Annotated in this window: 17 protein-coding genes; 10 read left to right on the top strand and 7 right to left on the bottom strand. The window is 36.3% G+C overall.

The genetic code is table 11. The annotated features are described in order from the left end of the window. Window positions 1-180 precede the first annotated feature (180 nt). Complete coding sequence (locus J2Y60_RS00165) at window positions 181-1,761, top strand: GDSL-type esterase/lipase family protein (protein ID WP_309913018.1); 1,581 nt, start codon at window positions 181-183, stop codon at window positions 1,759-1,761. A 97-nt stretch (window positions 1,762-1,858) separates the two neighbouring features. Here J2Y60_RS00165 and J2Y60_RS00160 read toward each other — a convergent pair whose 3' ends face one another. The 5 genes from J2Y60_RS00160 to J2Y60_RS00140 form a co-directional block, all read right to left on the bottom strand. After that, a complete protein-coding gene (locus tag J2Y60_RS00160; protein ID WP_309913020.1) occupies window positions 1,859-2,251 on the bottom strand; it encodes a hypothetical protein in 393 nt (130 codons plus the stop codon). A gap of 78 nt (window positions 2,252-2,329) precedes the next feature. Next, entirely contained in the window at window positions 2,330-3,259 is a 930-nt protein-coding gene (hemC, locus tag J2Y60_RS00155) for a hydroxymethylbilane synthase (protein ID WP_309913023.1), read from the bottom strand. A 56-nt stretch (window positions 3,260-3,315) separates the two neighbouring features. Further along, on the bottom strand, window positions 3,316-4,425 hold the full coding sequence (locus tag J2Y60_RS00150; RefSeq protein WP_309913026.1) for a DNA polymerase III subunit delta: 1,110 nt from the start codon (window positions 4,423-4,425) through the stop codon (window positions 3,316-3,318). Window positions 4,426-4,540: 115 nt separating this feature from the next. Further along, window positions 4,541-5,701, bottom strand: coding sequence for a GlmU family protein (locus J2Y60_RS00145; RefSeq protein WP_309913029.1), 1,161 nt, complete (start codon window positions 5,699-5,701; stop codon window positions 4,541-4,543). 237 nt (window positions 5,702-5,938) lie between these two features. Then, entirely contained in the window at window positions 5,939-6,184 is a 246-nt protein-coding gene (locus J2Y60_RS00140) for a type B 50S ribosomal protein L31 (RefSeq protein ID WP_309913032.1), read from the bottom strand. Between the two features lie 739 nt (window positions 6,185-6,923). Here J2Y60_RS00140 and J2Y60_RS00135 point away from each other — a divergent pair. The 5 genes from J2Y60_RS00135 (at window position 6,924) to J2Y60_RS00115 (ending at window position 12,355) form a co-directional block, all read left to right on the top strand. Then, the gene (locus J2Y60_RS00135) at window positions 6,924-9,404 is read left to right on the top strand and encodes a ribonucleoside-diphosphate reductase subunit alpha (protein WP_309913036.1); all 2,481 of its coding nucleotides are present in this window, start codon (window positions 6,924-6,926) and stop codon (window positions 9,402-9,404) included. A 156-nt stretch (window positions 9,405-9,560) separates the two neighbouring features. Then, the gene (locus tag J2Y60_RS00130; protein ID WP_309913039.1) at window positions 9,561-10,025 is read left to right on the top strand and encodes a hypothetical protein; all 465 of its coding nucleotides are present in this window, start codon (window positions 9,561-9,563) and stop codon (window positions 10,023-10,025) included. Window positions 10,026-10,380: 355 nt separating this feature from the next. Then, complete coding sequence (locus tag J2Y60_RS00125; RefSeq protein ID WP_309913041.1) at window positions 10,381-10,914, top strand: hypothetical protein; 534 nt, start codon at window positions 10,381-10,383, stop codon at window positions 10,912-10,914. Continuing rightward, entirely contained in the window at window positions 10,911-11,651 is a 741-nt protein-coding gene (locus J2Y60_RS00120; protein ID WP_309913043.1) for a hypothetical protein, read from the top strand. The genes J2Y60_RS00125 and J2Y60_RS00120 overlap by 4 nt, the downstream gene beginning before the upstream one ends. Then, a complete protein-coding gene (locus tag J2Y60_RS00115) occupies window positions 11,648-12,355 on the top strand; it encodes a hypothetical protein (RefSeq protein WP_309994511.1) in 708 nt (235 codons plus the stop codon). The genes J2Y60_RS00120 and J2Y60_RS00115 overlap by 4 nt, the downstream gene beginning before the upstream one ends. Window positions 12,356-12,421: 66 nt before the next feature. Here the strand turns inward: J2Y60_RS00115 and nadA are convergent, their stop codons facing one another. Both nadA and nadC read right to left on the bottom strand, forming a co-directional pair. After that, entirely contained in the window at window positions 12,422-13,411 is a 990-nt protein-coding gene (nadA, locus tag J2Y60_RS00110) for a quinolinate synthase NadA (RefSeq protein WP_309913049.1), read from the bottom strand. Between the two features lie 83 nt (window positions 13,412-13,494). Beyond that, window positions 13,495-14,349, bottom strand: a complete 855-nt coding sequence (gene nadC / locus J2Y60_RS00105; RefSeq protein WP_409014202.1) for a carboxylating nicotinate-nucleotide diphosphorylase — start codon at window positions 14,347-14,349, stop codon at window positions 13,495-13,497. 119 nt (window positions 14,350-14,468) lie between these two features. On the opposite strand from nadC, the gene J2Y60_RS00100 reads away from it, so the two are divergent. From J2Y60_RS00100 to J2Y60_RS00085, 4 genes are all read left to right on the top strand, one after another. Continuing rightward, window positions 14,469-14,831: a hypothetical protein gene (locus J2Y60_RS00100; protein WP_309913051.1), complete on the top strand. Its 363-nt coding sequence runs from the start codon at window positions 14,469-14,471 to the stop codon at window positions 14,829-14,831. A 123-nt stretch (window positions 14,832-14,954) separates the two neighbouring features. Next, entirely contained in the window at window positions 14,955-17,909 is a 2,955-nt protein-coding gene (gene secDF / locus J2Y60_RS00095; RefSeq protein ID WP_309913053.1) for a protein translocase subunit SecDF, read from the top strand. A gap of 223 nt (window positions 17,910-18,132) precedes the next feature. Beyond that, window positions 18,133-19,617 carry an amino acid permease gene (locus J2Y60_RS00090; RefSeq protein WP_309913055.1) on the top strand — a complete coding sequence of 495 codons (1,485 nt, stop codon included), beginning with the start codon at window positions 18,133-18,135 and terminating at the stop codon, window positions 19,615-19,617. A gap of 142 nt (window positions 19,618-19,759) precedes the next feature. Next, window positions 19,760-21,361: a peptide chain release factor 3 gene (locus tag J2Y60_RS00085; protein ID WP_309913058.1), complete on the top strand. Its 1,602-nt coding sequence runs from the start codon at window positions 19,760-19,762 to the stop codon at window positions 21,359-21,361. The last annotated feature ends 9 nt before the right edge of the window (window positions 21,362-21,370 follow it).

Genomic DNA, 21,370 nt, shown 5'->3' with positions numbered 1-21,370 from the left:
TATTTTTTGAATGGATAGCCAGAATCTTCTTGATAAAACCTTGTACAGTGTTCAATGCAAGAATGGGTTTCACTATGTTTTAAAAATCATAAAGTGTGATGAATATTAAGTAATTTTTGATTAACATTGATTATCAAAATATATTACTCAATAAAACCCTCTCAAATTTTAATTTAAACCATGAAAATTGTATCTATTTTCTGTAGCATCTTGCTCATTAGTACCTCCTCTTTCGCCCAAGAAGTCATCAAATTGTATCCAAACAAAGCCCCTGGTTCTGAAAGCTGGACTTGGTCAGAAGCTGAAAACACCACTAATCAATTTAATACCAAAATTGTTTATAATGTAGCTGACCCTAGCATCACTGCATTTTTACCCGACAAAGAAAAGGCTACAGGCACAGCCATATTGATTGCCCCTGGTGGTGCTTTTCATACGCTTTCTATTGATAATGAAGGTATTGAGGTAGCTAAATATTTGAATTCAAAAGGAGTCGCTGCTTTTGTATTGAAATACAGAGTGGCTAGAAGTTTCACAAACGATCCTGTAAAGGAGTTAATGGGTAAAATGGGTAACTTTAAAACCTTGGATGAAGAAAACGCACCAATAATTCCTTTAGCTATTCAAGATGCTGCAACAGCGATTAAATATATTAGAACTCATGCAGAAAAATATGACATTGACCCTACTAAAATAGGCATGATGGGTTTTTCGGCAGGTGGAACATTAACATTGGGAGCGATTTACCAAGCTACTGAAGAGAGTAAACCCAATTTTATTGCACCAATTTATCCTTATACCAAAGCACTAGACGACATCAAAAATATTCCTAAAGTCAAAACTCCTATTTTTATCGCTTTAGCTTCTGACGACCAGCTAGGCTTTGCTCCTGCCAATGCACAGTTATATTTAGATTGGAAAGCCGCTGGCCAACCCGTAGAAATACATATTTATGAAAGGGGTGGTCATGGTTTTGGCATGAATAAACAAAAAATACCGACAGATACTTGGTACGAGCGTTTTGGAGACTGGTTGAAGCTACAAGGCTATCTGAAAAAACGTTATCCAAACAAATGGGAACAACAATTTAGTGAAGAACAATTAGAAATGTTTTCAAAACAAAATGCTGAAAGAGAAAAAAGAGATTGGGCAAATCTAGTAAAATACAAAAAAGCCAATGCCGAAATTGGCGAGCCGAAACAGGGCAAAACAAGGGTAGTATTTACAGGAGATTCTATCACCGAAGGATGGGTATCGGCCGACCCTGATTTTTTCAATACCAATAATTATGTAGGAAGAGGCATCAGCGGACAAACTTCTCCACAAACATTACTCCGTTTTCGTCAGGATGTAGTGGCATTGAAGCCAAAAGTGGTTATTATCAATATCGGCATCAACGATATTGCCGAAAATACGGGTGATTATATGCAAGACTATACGTTGTCAAACTATCAATCTATGATAGAAATTGCTAAAGCTAATCATATCAAAGTAATCTTGGCTTCTGTGATGCCCGCATTTGCATTTCCTTGGAGAAAAGAGATTAAAGACGTTCCTGCAAAAGTAATTGCATTAAATGAAGGGATTAAACAATTAGCCAAACAAAACAACTTGGTTTATCTTGACTATTTTACTCCTCTGAAAGATGAAAGAAATGGATTGAGTAAAGAAATGGCTGAAGATGGCGTACATCCAACCATCAGTTGTTATAAAATCATGGAGAAATTAGCGAATGAGGCGATTAATAAAGCCTTGAAATAATTCTTTTAATTTGAAGATGTGGGAATTTGAAGATTTGAAAATGTTTTTGATAAATATTTGATTTTCAAATTCTCACATTTTCAAATCTTCAAATCAATTACTTTCCTACCATTGTTGCAGGTCTGCCTCGCAAAGCTGACCAAGTTTCATCAATGGCTACTTGCGATACCGCTTGAAGTTCAATTAAATCAAATGCTGTCCAAACTGTTTCACGTTTGATGTCACTTTTTATTTTTCCTGTTCCTTTAGGGTAACAAGCCCAGAAAACACAATCAAATTTACCAGCCTTACCCACAGATTTCATCAAAGTCTCTAATTCAGCTTGTTGAATAGCAAACACTTGGACAAAATCATAAATGCCCTCCGCTCTTGGTTCAGTATCATAATTTACACCTTCTAATAACGAGCCATACTCTGAGGGAGCATTCACAATCAACAATGCTTTATCGCTATCTAAACGAAGTTTTTTAAATATCTTTTCAGCAGACATAGGTAAAAGACGTTATTAGTTAACTTATTTAAAAGATTAAAAATTATTGCAATCACTCATTCACAACTCACTCATTCACTAACTATTCAACCCCGCACGAATATCTTTCAAAATTCTGTCTCCCCCCAAAGTCAAAATCTTTTCAGCTAGGGCTTCGCCCACAGCAATAGCATCTGTTCCTGTAATCGTTTCTTTTAAGATTTCTTGCCCGTCTAAACTAATGATTCCGCCGGTCATAGCCAATTCATTATTTTCAGTAGGCTGAGCCAGTCCAAAAACAGGAATACTACAGCCTCCTTGCAAACGTCTCAGATAAGCACGTTCTGCTAATAGTTGCTGTTCTGTTTCAGGATGGTTACACAATGCTCTGATTTTGGCTTTCTTTTCAGCATCCAAACTCGCAGCGCATTCTATGGCAACAGAGCCTTGCCCCACCGCAGGTGTAAAGGTATTAAGCGAAATCAATTCTGCGATATGTTCTTCATAACCCATGCGATGTACTCCTGCATAAGCCAATAACAAAGCATCGCAAACGCCACTTTCTAATTTACCCATTCGGGTTTGCAAGTTACCACGCATATCTACTGTGTGGATATGTGGGTAAAAGTGTTTCAACATTGCCACTCTACGTGTAGAAGAAGTTCCCACGACAAAGGGCTGTCCACTTTCTAAGGAAAGACTTTTATCAAAACTTACCAAAACATCATTTACTCTTTCACGCTCGGTAAAAGCTATTAACTCTAAATCTTCTGCCAATTCCGACTGTAAGTCTTTAGCAGAATGCTGTGCAATATCTATTTCGCCAGACCGAAGTTTCTCTTCTAATTCTTCTGTAAATACACCTTTTGAGCCAATTTTCGACAACGAGCGGTCTAAAATCTGATCTCCTTTGGTATTAATAATAACAATTTCAACGGCTAAACCGCCTTTTTCTAGGGTTTCTTTGATGAAGTATGCTTGCCAAAGGGCTAGTTTTGACCCTCTCGTTCCTAATTTTATTGTACTCATGGTTGACTTATTAGCTTTGAGCTGTAAGCTGTAAGCTTTTATGATGAATGTTTTTATTAACTTTTAAACAATCTACCGACGGTTAATGATAAATCTAAATGTAAAATCTTCGCCCTTGCGTTTCGTTCTAAATAATAATATACTTGACTGAATTCCTGTACAATCTGTTCGATGGCTTCTATTTTTACTGCTTTCGAAAAATTCTGAACGAAAGTAAGCTCCTCTCCTTCTAATCTCACCAAAACCTCCGCACCGTTTTTCCAAAGTAACAAATCTCTGAAAATATTCAATCCGTATTCCATCATTCCTTTTTGCTCTTCTTTGGGTAATGCATCAAATTCGTCGGCTAATTTTATCAAGGCGGCCGCATCGAGCTTATAAGCCATCCGCATCCATTTAGCAAACCACTCGTGTTGTGCTTGTCCATCTTGACCTGTCAGGGCAACGGCTTTTGAAATATTACCTTCTGATAAATAAGCAATCTGCTTGGCTCTTTCTTTAACGACGCCTTCTTTCTGAACCAGATACTCAACTGTGTCTTCATCCGAAAGGGCGGGAATCATCACCCTTTGGGTTCTAGAAAGTATAGTTGTTAATAACTTATTCGCATCATTACATACGAGAATAAACAAGGTTTTGATAGGCGGTTCTTCTAAAATTTTCAATAAAGAATTCGCCGATTCTATGTTCATTAACTCTGGTTGCCAGATAATCAATATTTTATATTCAGCCTCAAAAGCTTTCAGTGAGATTTTATCAATGATATTATGTGCTTCCTTAATCGGAATAATACCTTGTTTATTGCCCGTTGTTCCTGTAAATTCCAGCCAGTCGGTCAGGCTACGATACGGACTTTCCATTAAAAACTTCCGCCAAGTAGGCAATAATTCTAAGATGGTTTCTTTGGCACTAGGCGTTGGGAAAATATGGTGAATATCTGGATGCACCATTTTTGCCATTTTGACACACGAAGCACAACGCCCGCAAGCATCCTCCTCTCCTCTTTCTTCGCAATTGATATAAGTGGCATAAGCCCATGCTAAAGCCAGATTGGCTCCACCGACTGCCCCATGAAACAATTGGGCATGAGCCACATGGTTCATCTGCACCGATCGAATCAGCGTATCTTTAATAGACCTTAACCCTGGAATATCTTTAAATAACATTTACTTTCGATTTGAAAATTTGATGATTTGAAAATTTGAAAGTCTACATTGAAGAATATTATTTATTTCTAAATGAAAAATCATTTTCAAATCTTCAAATTCTCAAATTTTCAAATTAAACACTAGTTTGCTCAAAAACTGCTTTTAAAATTTGTTCTTCTACTCCGTCAAACTCTTTCCCTCTACGTTCCAATACAGCACGTGCTACTTGGTTTGCCTTGCGAAGATGATAGGTTTTAAACGTTCCGTTGCCATTGCTCCACGAAAACGAAGGAATATGTTTCGGTTGAAAGTCAGCACCAAAAATATTACAATTTACGCCTACTACCGTACCCGTATTAAACATCGTATTGATACCACATTTAGAATGGTCGGCCATGATTAAGCCCACAAATTGCGACCCTGTATTTTCATATCGATTGGTAACATAACTCCACAATTCCACTTTTGAATAATCATTTTTCAAGTTAGAATTATTCGTATCTGCCCCCCAATTACACCATTCGCCTATCACGGAATTACCCATGAAACCTTCGTGTCCTTTGTTTGAATTGCCAAAGATAACGGAATTACTGATTTCTCCGCCCACTTTAGAGAACGGACCAATCGTAGTATTTCTCCTCATCTTGGCTCCCATATTTATCACCGAGTCTTCGCAGATAGCAAAAGGCCCTTGAATCAAGGCGCCTGCTTGGATATTTACTCCTTTCCCTAGATAGATAGGGCCATTGCTAGCATCCAATACTACGGCTTTTAGTTCTACTCCTTCTTCAATAAAAATCTGCGATTCGTTATAAAAAGCCGTAAATCTATCATTAATGGGCTGTGATGTCCTGTTTTTAGTAATTCTTTGGAAGTCACTCATAATTTGCTCGCCATTGTGTGTATAAATATCAATAGCTTGGCGGATGATTCTGAGGTCTCCTTCAAAGTCCACTGTATCGTCAAATACATCAGTTACCGTTTTGCTTCTATAAGCAAGAATAAGCTCTCCTTGTACTAAAGCAGTAGCGGGTGCTAACCCTAAAATAGCTTCTGTCAATAATGCGGTAGGGCAAACAGCACCATTGATAAATACATTATCATCAGCCAACACGAGGGGATATTTGGCTTGTAAATAATCTTGTGTATAAAATGACACATCGCTCACTAGGAAGTCCTGCCATTTCTCACTGATGGTTTGTATACCTATGCGGATTTCACTAACAGGGCGTGTAAAAGTTAGGGGCAACAAAGACTGACGAATCTGTATTTCATCAAAAAGAATAAAATTCATAAAGCTTAGCACGGACGGTCCCGTCCGCAGGGCAAGATTATTTTATGATATGTTGTAATGATACAAAATTAGTGGATGAATAATAGCCACTTTATATCTTAAATATTATCTGTTTATCATCAACAGGTTTATGCCTACAAAGATACGTGATATATTGCCGATAATTTACAACAAAAAAGCCTTTCAGATTTCTCTAAAAGGCTTTTTGTTAATTTCGACTCCTGTTGAGCGGAAGAATTATTTCTTTCCACCGAAACGCTTGTAGAATTTATCAACACGACCCGCAGTATCCAACAATACGTTTTTACCTGTATAGAATGGGTGTGATTGAGAAGAAACTTCGATTTTGAATACTGGATAAGTTTCTCCTTCAAATTCAGTAGTTTCAGTAGTTTTAACACATGACTGTGTTAAAAACTTGTAATCAGCAGACAAATCATGGAAAACCACTGGTCTGTAATCTGGATGAATTCCTTGTTTCATGGTAATATTTTGATTTTGAGACGATTCCCCGCCGTCTCTGTATTTGTATATAATTAGTCTGTTGTTAAATTGGGAGATACAGTATTCAAAGTGTTTAAAGTAAATTAAACGAATTACTGATAACAATCGACAAAGGTACTTTTCTATTTGAGGGTGCAAAATTACATTTTTTTTGGTGGTTTCAAAAACTTTTTTAAGGTAATTTGATTTAAGTTTTTGAGAAAAAGTAATCTATTTTTTTTCAATTTTTTTTTGGTATGATTATTCTAAGTTGAACACTTCGTAGAATGCCACCAGACCAAAACTACTATTGTACATAACACATAGTTTGTATTTTTTTTTGATTCTTAATAGCGATTTATACATTGCGAATAGATTAAGAAATTGTTATCTTTGAAGTGCATACCGAAACCATCCAGCAAAAAGCCTTTGCAGTTATTTAAAGATTTAGCCTATCGAATCAGATTTTGATTTCTTTGCGATAGCTATTATATAAATTCTCAAAATTTTAGATTCAATCATTTTAAATCATTTTTCCCTTTCAAAGAAAAAATAATGATTTGAATAAAAAATAATGGAGATTGCGGAATGAAAAACAAACAGTTTGTGTTCATCTGAACACCACCAAATTGGTATGAATGATATAGTCATGGTATGATTATTTGATTTCTTAAAATGATTATATTTAAACCTGTTTCATTATTTTTCTGAATCAAACACAACAAAAACCCGAGTTATTATGTACGTTATAAAAAGAGATGGCAGACGTGAGTCTGTAAAGTTTGACAAGATTACAGCCCGAATCGAAAAACTTTGCTATAGTCTCGATCCATTCTTTGTGCAGCCTCTCGAAGTAGCTAAAAAAGTTATTACGGGGCTCTATGATGGAGTAACCACGAGCGAATTAGACAATTTAGCAGCAGAAACGGCGGCTTCGATGACAACCAAGCACCCAGACTATGCAGTGCTCGCAGCTAGAATTGCTGTCTCTAATTTGCATAAAGAGACTCTGAAGTCGTTTTCAGCAACAATGAAACGCCTTTATAATTATACAGACCCAAAAACTGGAGAAAACGCAGCGTTATTATCTAAAGAAGTATATGATGTCATTAAGAAAAATGCAGGAGAATTAGATGCTGCTATTATTTATGACAGAGACTTTGGTTATGATTACTTTGGTTTCAAAACTTTAGAAAAGTCATATCTTCTAAAAATGGAAGGTAAGATTGCTGAGCGCCCGCAACACATGTTGATGCGTGTAGCGATTGGTATTCACGGTGCTGATGTTGAAAGTGCTATTGAAACCTACAATTTACTCTCAGAACGTTGGTTTACACATGCCACTCCTACGCTTTTCAACGCAGGTACACAAAAACCACAGATGTCATCTTGTTTCTTATTAACGATGCAAGACGATTCTATCGAAGGAATTTATGATACATTAAAACAATGTGCTAAAATTTCTCAGTCTGCTGGTGGTATTGGCTTGTCTATCCATAACGTCCGTGCTACGGGGTCTTATATCAAAGGAACAAACGGTACTTCCAACGGTATTGTACCGATGTTGAAAGTATTCAATGATACTGCTCGCTACGTTGACCAAGGCGGTGGAAAAAGAAAAGGTTCTTTTGCTGTTTACTTAGAACCTTGGCATGCTGATATTTTTGATTTCTTAGAATTAAAGAAAAATCATGGTAAAGAGGAAATGCGTGCAAGAGATTTATTCTATGCATTATGGATTCCAGATTTATTCATGAAACGTGTAAAAGACAATGACACTTGGTCATTATTATGTCCGCACGAATGCCCAGGATTGGCAGATACTTATGGTGAAGAATTTGAAAAGCTTTATACAAGTTATGAATTAGCGGGTAAAGCTCGCAAAGTAATTAAGGCTCAAGATTTATGGTTCGAGATTTTAGAATCTCAAACAGAAACAGGTACGCCTTATATGTTGTTTAAAGACCATGCAAACCGCAAATCAAACCAAAAGAATTTAGGTACTATTAAGTCGTCTAACTTATGTACTGAAATTATGGAGTATACTTCTAAAGACGAAGTAGCTGTTTGTAATTTGGCTTCTTTGGCTTTACCAAAGTTCTTAAAAACTAACGCAAGAGGTTTTCAAGAGTTTGACCACGAGGCTTTGTATAAAGTAACGAAGGTTGCGACGAAAAACTTAAATAAAATCATCGACCGTAACTATTATCCTGTTGAGGAAGCAAGACGTTCAAATATGCGTCACCGCCCAATCGGTTTAGGAGTACAAGGCTTAGCAGATGTCTTTATTTTGTTAAGAATGCCTTTTGAATCGGCAGGAGCAAAACAATTAAATAAAGACATCTTTGAAACAATGTATTATGCTGCCATGGAAGCATCTATGGAATTAGCAATCAAAGAAGGTCCTTATGAAACTTGGGCTGGTTCACCTATCTCACAAGGTATATTCCAATTTGATATGTGGGGAGTAACGCCAGAATCAGGACGTTGGAACTGGGAAGAATTAAGAGCGAAAGTAAAAGAACATGGTGTAAGAAACTCATTATTAGTAGCACCAATGCCAACAGCTTCGACCTCACAAATTTTGGGTAACAACGAATGTTTTGAACCTTATACTTCAAACATTTATGCTCGTAGAGTACTTTCAGGCGAATTTGCTGTAGTGAACAAACACCTTCTTCGTGACTTGGTGAAATTGAACCTATGGAACGATTCGATGAAAAACAAATTGATTTCTGCTAACGGTTCAGTACAAAACATTGCTGAGATTCCTCAGGATATGAAAGATCTGTACAAAACAGTTTGGGAAATTAAACAAAAGGTAATTATTGAAATGGCTGCCGACAGAGGTGCTTATATCTGCCAGTCGCAATCATTAAATATACATATTCAAGACCCGAACTTTGGTAAACTTACTTCGATGCACTTCTACGCATGGGAAAAAGGCTTGAAAACTGGGATGTATTATCTTAGAACAAAAGCTGCTGCCGATGCTATCAAGTTTACAGTCGAAAAACAAGCCGAAGTGGCCATTGAGCAAGCAAATGTTGTGCAAGAGCACGAGATGAGTTATGAAGCTTATGCCGCGCAAGCAGCACAAGCAAAATCATCAGCTGCCTCTCTCGTTGTAGGAGGTTTAGACACCGTAGTCGAACAAAACTGGTCGGCGATGCAATGCTCAATTGACGATCCTGATGGATGCGAAGCCTGCGGGTCTTAATAGTTTCAGTGTAGTTGAAGCCCTCAATCTGTTAAGATTGAGGGCTTTTTTATAAACTTCGAATAAAATAACTTAAAACAATTCCAGAAAATTATTAATTTAACCGTCTGTTCTTTGAAGTAACATCAAAAAATCACTTAAACAGTCGAGATTCCAATGAAATCAAATAATTATTTATCATTTTTAATTGCGTTATCTGTTTCTATTTTTTTACATATCAATGAAAGCAAAGCTCAATACGGGCAAGGGTATGGACAAGGATATGGAAGGGGTGGCTTAGGTGGTGGCAGACTTCCACAAGCAGGAGAAGGTATGCAAAGGAAACCAGAAAGTATGGACCCAGAAAAAATTGCTACTGAAGAAACCCGTTGGATGACCAAAAAACTTAAATTAACAGAAGAGCAACTACCCAAAATAGAGAATGCTAATATTAATTATGCTTTTAAAAGAATGGATTTTTCAGAAGAGGTAAAAAAGCTTGTACCTCCTATATCAGAAGAAGTTCGTACAAAAATTAGGACAAAAGCCTTAAGCATAAAAGAAGAGAGAGATAAAGAACTGAAAGCGATTTTAACAGAAGAACAGTTTCAAATTTATTTGAAAAAGAAAGATAATTATTGATAAGTAAGCTGTAATAGCGATGACATTAACGCCACTAAATATCAAATAATTCATATAGAATACAAAGCCGTCGAAACATAAAACCGATTGCTTTGTATTTGACAATGAAGCTGTTTAAGCTTTCCCTTTCGGATTAAACTAAGTCTTTTAGAATAGCTTGTTCCAAAATTTACTCAACGTAGTGATGCTATGCTTCGTAAATTTTGAAAAAATCAATTCAAAAATACAATACTTTCACCTCAGAAATGGAAAGTTTAAACAGCTTCAATAAAATAACTATCTACATGAAGCCTTACTAATTAAAATTTACTAGATTTACCCTTAATTCTTTACCTAATTATAAAAAACATCATCTATGAAAAAGTTTCTATTCTATTCTTCTATTATGTTATTACTTAGCAGTTGTATCTTAAAAGACAGTCCTCCTGAATTACCAACAAGCAACGATGGTTATCTACCTATTTATCTCAGTAAGGATGAGATAGAAGATATATCCATCACTACTCCACAACCATTAATATCTGCAGGAAAAATTTATATCAAAGACCAATACCTATTTGTGAATGAGGTAGGTAAAGGTGTACATATCTTCGATAATAAAGACCCAAAAAATCCTCAGAAAATAGCCTTTTTGAAAATACCTGGCAATGTAGATATTGCCATTAGTGGCAATATTTTATATGCAGACAACGCTCGAGATTTAGTAAGTATCAATATTTCAAAACCCACCGAACCAAAGGTTATTGATCGACAAAAAGATGTTTTTGAAAGCCAAAACTACCCTTCAGTAAGTAACACAAGGTTTGAATGTGTTGATAATACCAAGGGAACAGTAATAGGTTGGCAAAAAGTATCGATGAATCATTATGCTCTAAACTGTTATCGATGAAAAAGGCACAATTTTTATATTGGATTCTGGGGATTATAATGTTGCAAAGTTGCCAGCAAGCTGGTGATACTGTATCTCCATTTGGCAATGGAACAGGTGGTTCTATGGCACGTTTTGCTTTGGGCGATGGCTATTTATACACGATAGGTACTAGTAAAATGTCTGTTTTCGATATCAAAAATATTACGCCTCATAAACTCAAGGTTATAGACTTGGGTTTTGGCTTGGAAACAATCTACCCCTACAAAAGTATGCTTTTTATTGGTAGCACTACTGGGATGAAGATTTTCAATAATCAAGACCCCTCAAACCCTAGTTTACTTTCTACGTATTCACATGTTTTAGCTTGCGACCCTGTGGTTGTTCAAGATAATTATGCTTATGTAACTCTACGAAGTGGCACTACATGCCAAAGAGCCATAAATAGTTTAGATATTGTAGATATTAGTAAGCCTGCAAGCCCAGTGCTGGTAAAATCTATACCAATGAAAAACCCACATGGACTAGCCGTAGACGGTAAAAATCTATTTATTTGTGAAGGTACTTTTGGACTAAAATACTTTGATTTATCAGACCCCATCAACCCTATTGAGAAAGAATTTTTAAGTGATGTTGTTTCTTATGATGTTATTCCAAACCAACAGAAACTCATTGTTACGGGGCAAAATGGTATTTATCAATACGACTACAGCGACTCAAAAACGCTAAAACTACTCAGTAAAATACCTGTCGAATGAAACGTTACTTTATAATAGTATTACTTTTAAGCCAAGTAAATTCTTTTGCACAAAGTGACACCAGTAGTCGTAGGCATTTATTTATAAAAATAGTTCCGTTGACATATGCTGGAATTTTTGGTGCCATTCAGCTTGGGCTTGAAACAAATATCAATGCTAGAAGCACAGTTGCTTTTGATTATGCCTACGGCAATTCGAACCTTTCTTCATCTGGAACAAATGGAACATATATAGAAGGTGAAACATGTCAGCGATATAGATTAGAATACCGAAAGTATCAAAGACCTTTTGCAATGAAAAGTAACCATCTAAACCCTTTTTGGGGAATTGAGCTTTTCAACCGAACGAATGTTTACCCAAGTATCACTACCATAGGACGAGGCAATGGTTCTGTAGGTGCCGATCAGTATAATTATTATGAAAGACTCTCTGATGATACTGTCTACAAAGTTTGGGGAACATTTGTAAAATTAGGTATACAAGAACAGATCAGTGATAGGTTCTGGTTAGAAGGATACCTAGGTCTTGGGATATCACAACATACCAACACAACAGGCAAATACACTTTAGGCCCTTATGATCATGTATTCACTTTCGATGGTTATGATAAAAACTTTTTTTTTGATTTTCATAGCCCATTAAATTCTAAATTCACAGGCTTAGATTTTCTATTATCGATGAAAGTAAACTACCGAATTTTCTAAAACTTTTAAATGATAATTCAAAAAATTGGGGTTAACAATTTACATTGTTAACCCCAATTTTTTGAATTATTTACTAATTTCTAACATTGCTTTTAAGGCTTTCAATGCTGGAACTCTAACCTCTTCTGGTACCTGAATTTCTGGTAATTCATAGAACATAGCGTTGTATAATTTTTCCATTGTATTCATTTTCATGTATGGGCATTCTGAACAAGCACAAGAGTTTTTCTCATTAGCTGGCGCAGGAATAAGCTTTTTATGAGGCACAGCCATTTTCATTTTATGTAAAATACCTGCTTCCGTCGCCACAATAAACTCCTGACAGTCTGATGTTTGTACAAAGCTCAACAATGCTGTAGTCGAACCCACAAAATCAGCTTGAGATAAAATCACCTCTTTACATTCTGGGTGAGCAATCAACAACGCATTAGGGTTTTCTTCTTTGGCTTTCTTTAATTTCTCTAAAGAAATATCAATATGAACGATACAAGCACCTTCCCACAAAATCAATTCACGCCCTGTTTTCTTGGCTACATATCTGCCTAAATTAGCATCAGGTGCAAAAATAATTTGCTTATCAGCAGGAATCGATTCTACTACTTTTACCGCATTGGATGAAGTACAGATAATATCGGTCATGGCTTTGATATCGGCCGTGCAATTAATGTAACTTACTACTACCGCATCAGGATACTTTGCTTTAAAGGCGGCAAATTCTTCTTTAGGAGCAGCATCTGCCAGAGAACAACCCGCATTTAAATCTGGCAAAACCACCTTTTTATTAGGGTTTAAAATTTTAGCTGTTTCGCCCATGAAGTGTACTCCACAGAATACAATCATATCTGCATCTGTTTGCTCTGCCGCCTGTGCTAACCCCAAACTATCCCCTAAAAAATCTGCGATTTCCTGAATCTCAGCATCTACATAATAGTGTGCTAAGATTACCGCATTTTTTTCTTTTTTCAGTTTTAAAATTTGTTCCTTTAAATCTTCTCCTTTAAAGGGCACCGAGCGACTCACATAGCCTACTCTTTGTGATTCATCTAATAAATTCATTGTTAAAATTTTATACCGTAAGAAAAGACATCTTTTATTAATTGGGGACGAATTTCTCTCCTATTCACCAATCACTAATGACGCTAGTATGCTTTTAAACTCAAATCTAAACTATTTACATGGTGTGTTAAAGCACCACAAGAAATATAATCTACCCCACATTCAGCATATTGTCTGACGGTTTTTTCATTGATGCCTCCAGATGCCTCCGTAGGATATTTTCCATCAATCAATCGTACTGCTTCACGCAAATCTTCAAAAGAAAAATTATCTAGCATAATTCTATGGATATTGCCTATAGCTAAAACCTCTTGAAGCTCTGTTAAGTTTCTTACTTCAATTTCTATTCTTAAATCACGCCCCGTCTCTTTCAAATATTCATTAGCTTGGGTAATAGCATTTTTAATCCCTCCAGCATAATCAACATGGTTATCTTTAATCAAAATCATGTCGAACAAGGCATAACGATGATTTTCTGCTCCGCCTATCTTACAAGCCCACTTTTCGCAAAGTCGAAAATTGGGTGTTGTCTTACGGGTATCTAATAATTTTGTAGTTGTTCCTTCCAACAACTTCACCATAGAGGCTGTATAAGTAGCAATACCCGACATTCGCTGCATACAATTTAGTACTAGTCGTTCTGCTTTAAGAATAGATTGCGAAGAACCTGCAACCGTTAAAACAACTTCTCCTTTTTTAATTGCTACGCCGTCTTTAAGCAATATTTGTACTTCCAGTGCAGTATCTACCTCTTCAAAAATCATTGTTGCCAAATCCACTCCTGCTAAGATTCCGTCTTCCTTCACAAGCAATCTTGCTCGTCCAGTAGCAGTACTTGGAATGGTTGATAATGACGTATGGTCACCATCACCAATATCCTCGGCTAGGGCTGTTTGAATGAATTTCTTGATATATATTGGTTCTAAATAATTAAACATTTCTGAGCAATTTATGAATGATGGCTCAAAAGTAAGAAATATTTTCAAACAGGCAGAACAATTATTTTAAGTCAGAATTTGGAAATACCAAACAAAAAGTGATAGTTTTGTAATTCAAAATGCAAAAAAATTCTCACATAGCTCGTTTGGTAAGCGTCTTTTTTATGTCGCTGGTTATTGTATTTACCGTTTTTGGTAAAACAATCAATGCTTCACAAAGAAGCCAAATAGCGGTATCTAAAGTCAAAACAGAACAAACTCAGGATAATACTACGCCTAAGCAATGTTCTATTTCAGAGCTTTCTGTGATGCAGGTTTCTGTGCCTGTCAATATTGATTTTGCACAAGAATTTATTTTTAATCCCTGCGAATTTGCTTTTTTATCAGTACAACGCCCTATTCAAGCGGTTCAAGATTTAGCATTTCGCCTACCTCATCTTGAAGTTCTCTTCGAACATTTTATCGTTACCAACGCTCCATAATTTTTCTCGTACATATTTTTGATAGATTCCCTATCAAAGTAAAGACGTTTTGCCATGTCTGGCTAAGCAGTTACAACCCTAATCATTCGTTTATTTACTCACAATTACTTTTTCCCTACAAAAATGCGTTATAAAAGTGCCATAGTTTGGCTGACTGGAATTATTTCAGCCTTATGTCTATTTTTTCTTTCATTCACATGGAAAGCAAGCTCAGTTCGTGAAGATGCTCTTGCTTATGCTACTTCAAAATCTGGTGAATTAGATCCTGCTAAGAAAACCCACTATATTGATTCTTTGTGGAAACAACCTATTTATTTAGGCTTTACATTACAAGAAGTAACCACTTATGCATTGCATAAAGGTTTGGACTTAGAAGGTGGTCTTCATGCCGTGTTAGAGGTTTCTCCTGTAGAAATTCTTCGTGCATTATCAGGCAAAAGCAATGACCCTAACTTTATCAAAGCACTTGACCTAGCAACCGCTGCACAAGCAACTTCGACAAAAACATTCAATGATTTGTTTTATGAAGCATTTGCAAAAATTGCTCCGAATCAAAGATTGGCAACTATTTTTGCTAATTCAATTAACCGTGAAAAATTAAATTCTAATTCTTCTGATTCACAAGTAAAGAAAGTAATTAACGACGAAATTGATGGTGCTGTTGATCGTGTTTACAAAACGATTCAAACGCGTATTGATAAATTAGGGGTTGCCAACCCGAACATTCAACGTTTGCCAGGTACCAACCGTATCCAAGTTGAATTACCAGGTGTTGATAATCCAGAACGTGCTAGAAAATTATTATCTGCTGCTTCAAAATTAGAATTTATCGAAGTAGCTGAGATTTCAGAATGGGGTCCTGGGTTAAATGCTTTAGGAGAATATTTGACTGCAGAAGAAAAAGCTAAAAAAGCGGCTACTGCTACTAAAACTACAGCAACAGATACAACTAAAGCAAGCGGCTTAGCTAGCCAGCTATCTGGTGCAGCGAAAGTAGCCAAGAAAGATTCTGCTACGAAAGATACTACTGCAGGTTCAGCACTTACTAAACTGTTCTTGCCTTTGGATGGACAAGGAAGATCTTGGGGTGTTTTCCGTAAAGATACTGCTCGTGTAAACGAATTATTCAGACGCCCAGAAGTAAAAATCATGTTCCCTTCTGACCTTCAATTCGCTTGGAATGCGATAGGAATTCCTGCTACAAATGGTGACGAAATTATTCCTTTTGAATTCTTGAAAAAAGCTGAAGGACAAAAAGCACCTTTAGATGGAGAAGTAATCACGGATGCCTCACAGGATTTTGACCAAAATGGTCGTCCAGAAGTAACCATGAGTATGAATGGTACTGGTGCTAGAATATGGAAAAACTTAACAGCTGCGAATGTTGGAAAACGTATTGCTATTGTATTAGACAACTATGTTTATTCTGCACCAAACATCAATGGTGAAATTGCTGGTGGTCGTTCTTCTATCTCTGGTTCATTCACTGTCGAACAAGCAAAAGATTTAGCCAACGTTATTAAATCAGGTAAATTATCAGCGCCTACACGTATTGTTGAAGATGCTTTTATTGGGCCTTCATTAGGTGCTGAAGCTATCAATCAAGGATATTTCTCGATGGCATTAGGTTTATTATTAGTAGTTGTCTTCATGATTGGCTATTATGGAAGCCCAGGATGGATGGCTAATGCTGCCCTTTTATTCAACGTATTCTTTATTGCTGGTGTATTGGTACAAATTCAAGCAGCATTAACATTGCCAGGTATTGCGGGTGTTGTATTAACATTAGGGATGGCCGTAGATGCCAACGTATTGATTAATGAACGTATCCGTGAAGAATTACACCAAGGAAAAGGTTTGTTAGAGGCTATTAAACTAGGCTATGAAAAAGCACTTTCTGCCATTATTGATGGTAACGTAACAACCATTATTATTGGGGTTATTTTAATTTACTTTGGTTCAGGTTCTGTTAAAGGATTCGGTGTTACTTTGTGTATAGGTTTAATTACTTCAGTATTTACTGCTGTTTTCGTTTCTCATGTATTAGTAGAATGGATGGCAAAACGTGCTATCAAAGCTGGTAAAGAGAAAGACGTTACTTTTGAAACATTCATTTCAAAAGACCTTTTCAAAGGAATGAACTTTGACTTTATCGGAAAACGTAAATATTCTTATTGGTTCTCATGGGGTTTAATTGCAGTAGGTGCTATTGTATTAATTATCCAAGGTGGTTTTAACTTAGGCGTTGATTTCAAAGGTGGTCGTTCTTATGTAGTTGAATTATCTAAGCCTGTAGAAGCTGGAACCATTAAAGATGGTTTGGCTGATAGCTTTGAAGGTAAAGGCGTAGAAGTAAAAACTTTCAACGGTGATACTAAATTGAAAATTACTACTGCTTACTTGGTAGAAGATGAATCTATTCAGGCTAACCAAAAAGTACGTAAGGCTTTAGAGAATGGATTGAAGAAATTTGCAGATGCCAAACCTACGATTGTTTCAGAATCTAAGGTAGGTGCAACCATTGCTGATGATATTTTAAGACAGTCCTTCGTTTCTATTTTCTATGCTTTAGTAGGTATCTTTATTTATATTCTATTGCGTTTCCGTAAATGGCAGTATTCATTGGGTGGTATCATCGCTCTTTTACACGATGCATTAGTAGTATTAGGAATGGTTGGTATTACTCGCCTATTCGGTTTTGAATTAGAGGTTGACCAAATCTTTATTGCTGCTATTCTGACGGTAATTGGTTACTCTATTAACGATACCGTGGTAGTATTTGACCGTATTCGTGAAGAAATCGGCGTTGATGCAGACCTTAGTGATAAAGAATTGATGATTAAGACAATCAACCAGTCTATCAACCATACAATGAGCCGTACCGTAATGACAGCCACTACAGTATTCTTGGTAGTAACGGTATTATTATTATTCGGTGGAGATATTCTAAGAGGCTTCTCTTTTGCTATGTTCATTGGTGTTGTGTTTGGTGCTTATTCTTCAATCTTCGTAGCTGCACCAATCGTTATCGATTTAGGTACAGGCAAGAAAAAAGTTGCCCCTGCTACAAAAGCTTAATTTATAATTCAAAAGACCTGCTAGTTTCATTACTTGCAGGTCTTTTTTTGTTTTGAGACGAAATATTCTGTATCTTCAAAGATGTTTAAACAAAATATACTTTCGTATAATTAGACATTTGTACTTTTTTAGGAAGAAAAGTTTTTCTTTGATACAAAAAGCATATTAATCAAGTAACCAAAATCTAAAAATCACTTCAAATTCACACAAAAACTAAAACCCTATGAGCAACAGTATTTGGCGTAAAAAACCTATGTCAGCATATGAAGCTGATATTAAAAATAATAAATTAAATAAAGTGCTGGGTAAATGGAGCCTTACAGCAATCGGTATCGGAGGTATCATTGGTGGGGGTATCTTCGTATTAACAGGTACCGCTGCACATTATCATGCTGGGCCTGCTTTGGCATTATCATTTGTTGTAGCAGGGATTGGTTGTGTTTTTGCTGCATTATGTTATTCCGAGTTTGCCTCAATGCTACCTGTAGAAGGTTCTGCTTATGCGTATGCATACGGCACAATGGGCGAAATTTTTGCATGGATAATTGGCTGGGGGTTAATTCTCGAATATGCTATGGGAGCAATGACCGTCGCCGTAAGTTGGTCCGGCTACTTTAATAAGCTACTGCACCTCTTCGGCATTACGATGCCCTATTATTTAACTAATGACCCTTTTTCTGGTGCTCAGTACGCCATTGATAATAATATCACAGAACCCGCATCATTTTCATTTAACTTGCCTGCTTTCTTGATTACATGGCTAGTTACTTGGATTCTAGTAAAAGGTGTTAAAGAAGCTGCTAACACCAATAACTTAATTGTAATTCTTAAATTATCAGCTATCCTATTTGTTATCATTGTAGGTATATTCTTCGTAAATGTTGATAACTGGCATCCATTTATCCCAGAACCTGAAATGGTAAAACACGCAGATGGTAAGATGCAAGAAGCCTATGGTATCAAAGGTATTTTAAGTGGTGCGGCAGCTATCTTCTTTGCTTACATTGGCTTCGACGTTGTTTCTACTTCAGCAGGTGAAGCGATTAATCCTAAAAAAGATATTCCATTTGCCATTATTGCTTCTTTAGCTATCTGTACTTTATTGTACATTTTAGTATCATTAGTACTTACTGGTATGCTTAACTACAAAGATATTACGGGCGATGCACTAAAAGCTCCAGTAGCTTATGCTTTCGACCAAGTAGGACAGCCTTGGGCAGTATTTATCATCACAACGGCTGCTACTGTAGGTTTGGTGTCTGTAATGTTGGTGATGATGCTTGGACAAACACGTGTATTCTTAGGAATGGCAAAAGATGGTTTATTACCTGATTTCTTCAGCAAAATTCACCCTACTTTCCAAACTCCTTGGAAAAGCACATTGTTAGTAGGTTTAGTAGTTTCTTTAGTAGCCTCATTTACTCCTATTGGTGTATTGAGTGATATGACTAGCTTCGGAACACTTTTTGCCTTTGCTATGGTTTGTTTAGCCGTATTAATTTTGCGTCAGCGTGAACCAAATCGCGATCGTCCTTTCAAAACTCCTTTATTAGTAGTTATTGCTCCGCTTGGTATTATTACCAATGTGGCGTTAATGTCATTATTAGATAGCAAAGCTCAATTATTTGCATTTGTTTGGATGGGAATTGGACTAGTAGTTTATTTCATTTATAGCAAAAGCAAAAGTAACCTCAACGAAATAGAATAATATATTATTCTCATAGTTTGATTTTCAGACCTCACAGAAAACAAAATTCTGTGAGGTTTATTTTTTTATGAGTAATTTTGCGACTTGATTAGTTTTTTAGGACTGAGTTATTATTCCTCAGTCACTTATTTATAGATTGACAATGGCAACCATACAAGAAGAAATACATAAACGCCGTACTTTCGGTATTATCTCTCACCCCGATGCAGGGAAAACTACGCTCACAGAAAAATTGCTTTTATTTGGTGGAGCTATCCAAACGGCTGGTGCAGTAAAATCAAATAAAATTAAAAAAGGAGCAACCTCCGATTTCATGGAGATTGAGCGCCAGAGAGGTATTTCGGTTGCTACTTCGGTAATGACTTTTGAATACAACAATCTTAAAATCAATATTCTAGATACACCAGGTCACAAAGACTTTGCTGAAGATACTTATAGAACTTTAACTGCCGTTGACTCAGTTATTTTGGTTATCGACTGTGTAAAAGGGGTTGAAGAGCAAACAGAAAGATTGATGGAAGTTTGTAGGATGAGAAATACGCCTGTAATTGTTTTCATCAATAAAATGGATAGAGAAGGGCAAAATCCTTTTGATTTATTAGATGAATTAGAGCAAAAACTGAACATCAAAGTACGTCCACTTACTTGGCCTATTAATATTGGTTCAAACTTCAAAGGTGTTTATAATATCTATGAAAAGTCGCTGAATATTTTCAATGCCAACAAAACTAAAATTGAGAAAGAAGTAGTGGCTGTTGACATTTGGTCAGAGGAATTAGATAAGAAAGTAGGAGAAAAAGATGCGAATCAATTACGTGAAGATATTGAATTGATTGAGGGAGTTTATGGCGATTTTGACAGAAGTGTTTATCTGTCTGGAGAAATAGCACCTGTATTCTTTGGTTCTGCTGTTAATAATTTTGGAGTACAAGAATTACTTGATACTTTCACTGAAATAGCACCAAGTACACAAGCCAGAAAAACAGACGTAAGAATTGTTGAACCAGAAGAGAAAAAATTTACTGGTTTTATCTTTAAGATTCACGCTAATCTAGACCCTAAACATCGTGATAGAATTGCCTTCTTGAGGGTATGTTCAGGAACATTCGAGCGTAATAAATTCTACAAGCACGTTCGTTTAGATAAAAACCTTCGTTTCAACAATCCATACAACTTTATGGCTCAGGAAAAGGAAGTAATTGACGAAGGCTTCCCAGGTGATGTAGTGGGTTTATACGATACTGGTAACTTTAAAATTGGAGATACCCTGTCAGAGGGGGAAATCTTACAATACCAAGGTATCCCGAGTTTCTCGCCTGAAATATTCAAGGAATTGATGAACCTAGATCCGATGAAATCGAAACAGTTGGAAAAAGGGATTCAACAATTGACAGACGAAGGAGTAGCACAGTTATTTGTACAACCACATTTAGGAAATAGAAAAATAGTAGGTACAGTTGGAGAACTTCAATATGAAGTAATTCAGTATCGTTTAGAACACGAATACGGCGCAAAATGTCGTTTTGACCACCGTGATATTGCCAAAGCTTGTTGGGTAACTTCAGACGACGAGAAGAAGTTAACAGAATTTGTTCGTTTAAAGGCACAAAATATAGCACAAGATAAAGATGGAAACTTTGTTTTCTTAGCAGAATCTGAGTGGATTTTAAGGATGAACATACAGAATAATCCTGATATTCAATTCCACTTTACCTCAGAATTCAAGAGAGCAGTAGAAGTATAAAACAAAAAT

This window comes from Arcicella sp. BE140 (assembly GCF_031456255.1).
In the GTDB taxonomy this organism is placed as follows: Bacteria; Bacteroidota; Bacteroidia; order Cytophagales; family Spirosomataceae; genus Arcicella; species Arcicella aquatica.
This window is presented reverse-complemented; position numbering and strand designations above follow the sequence as displayed.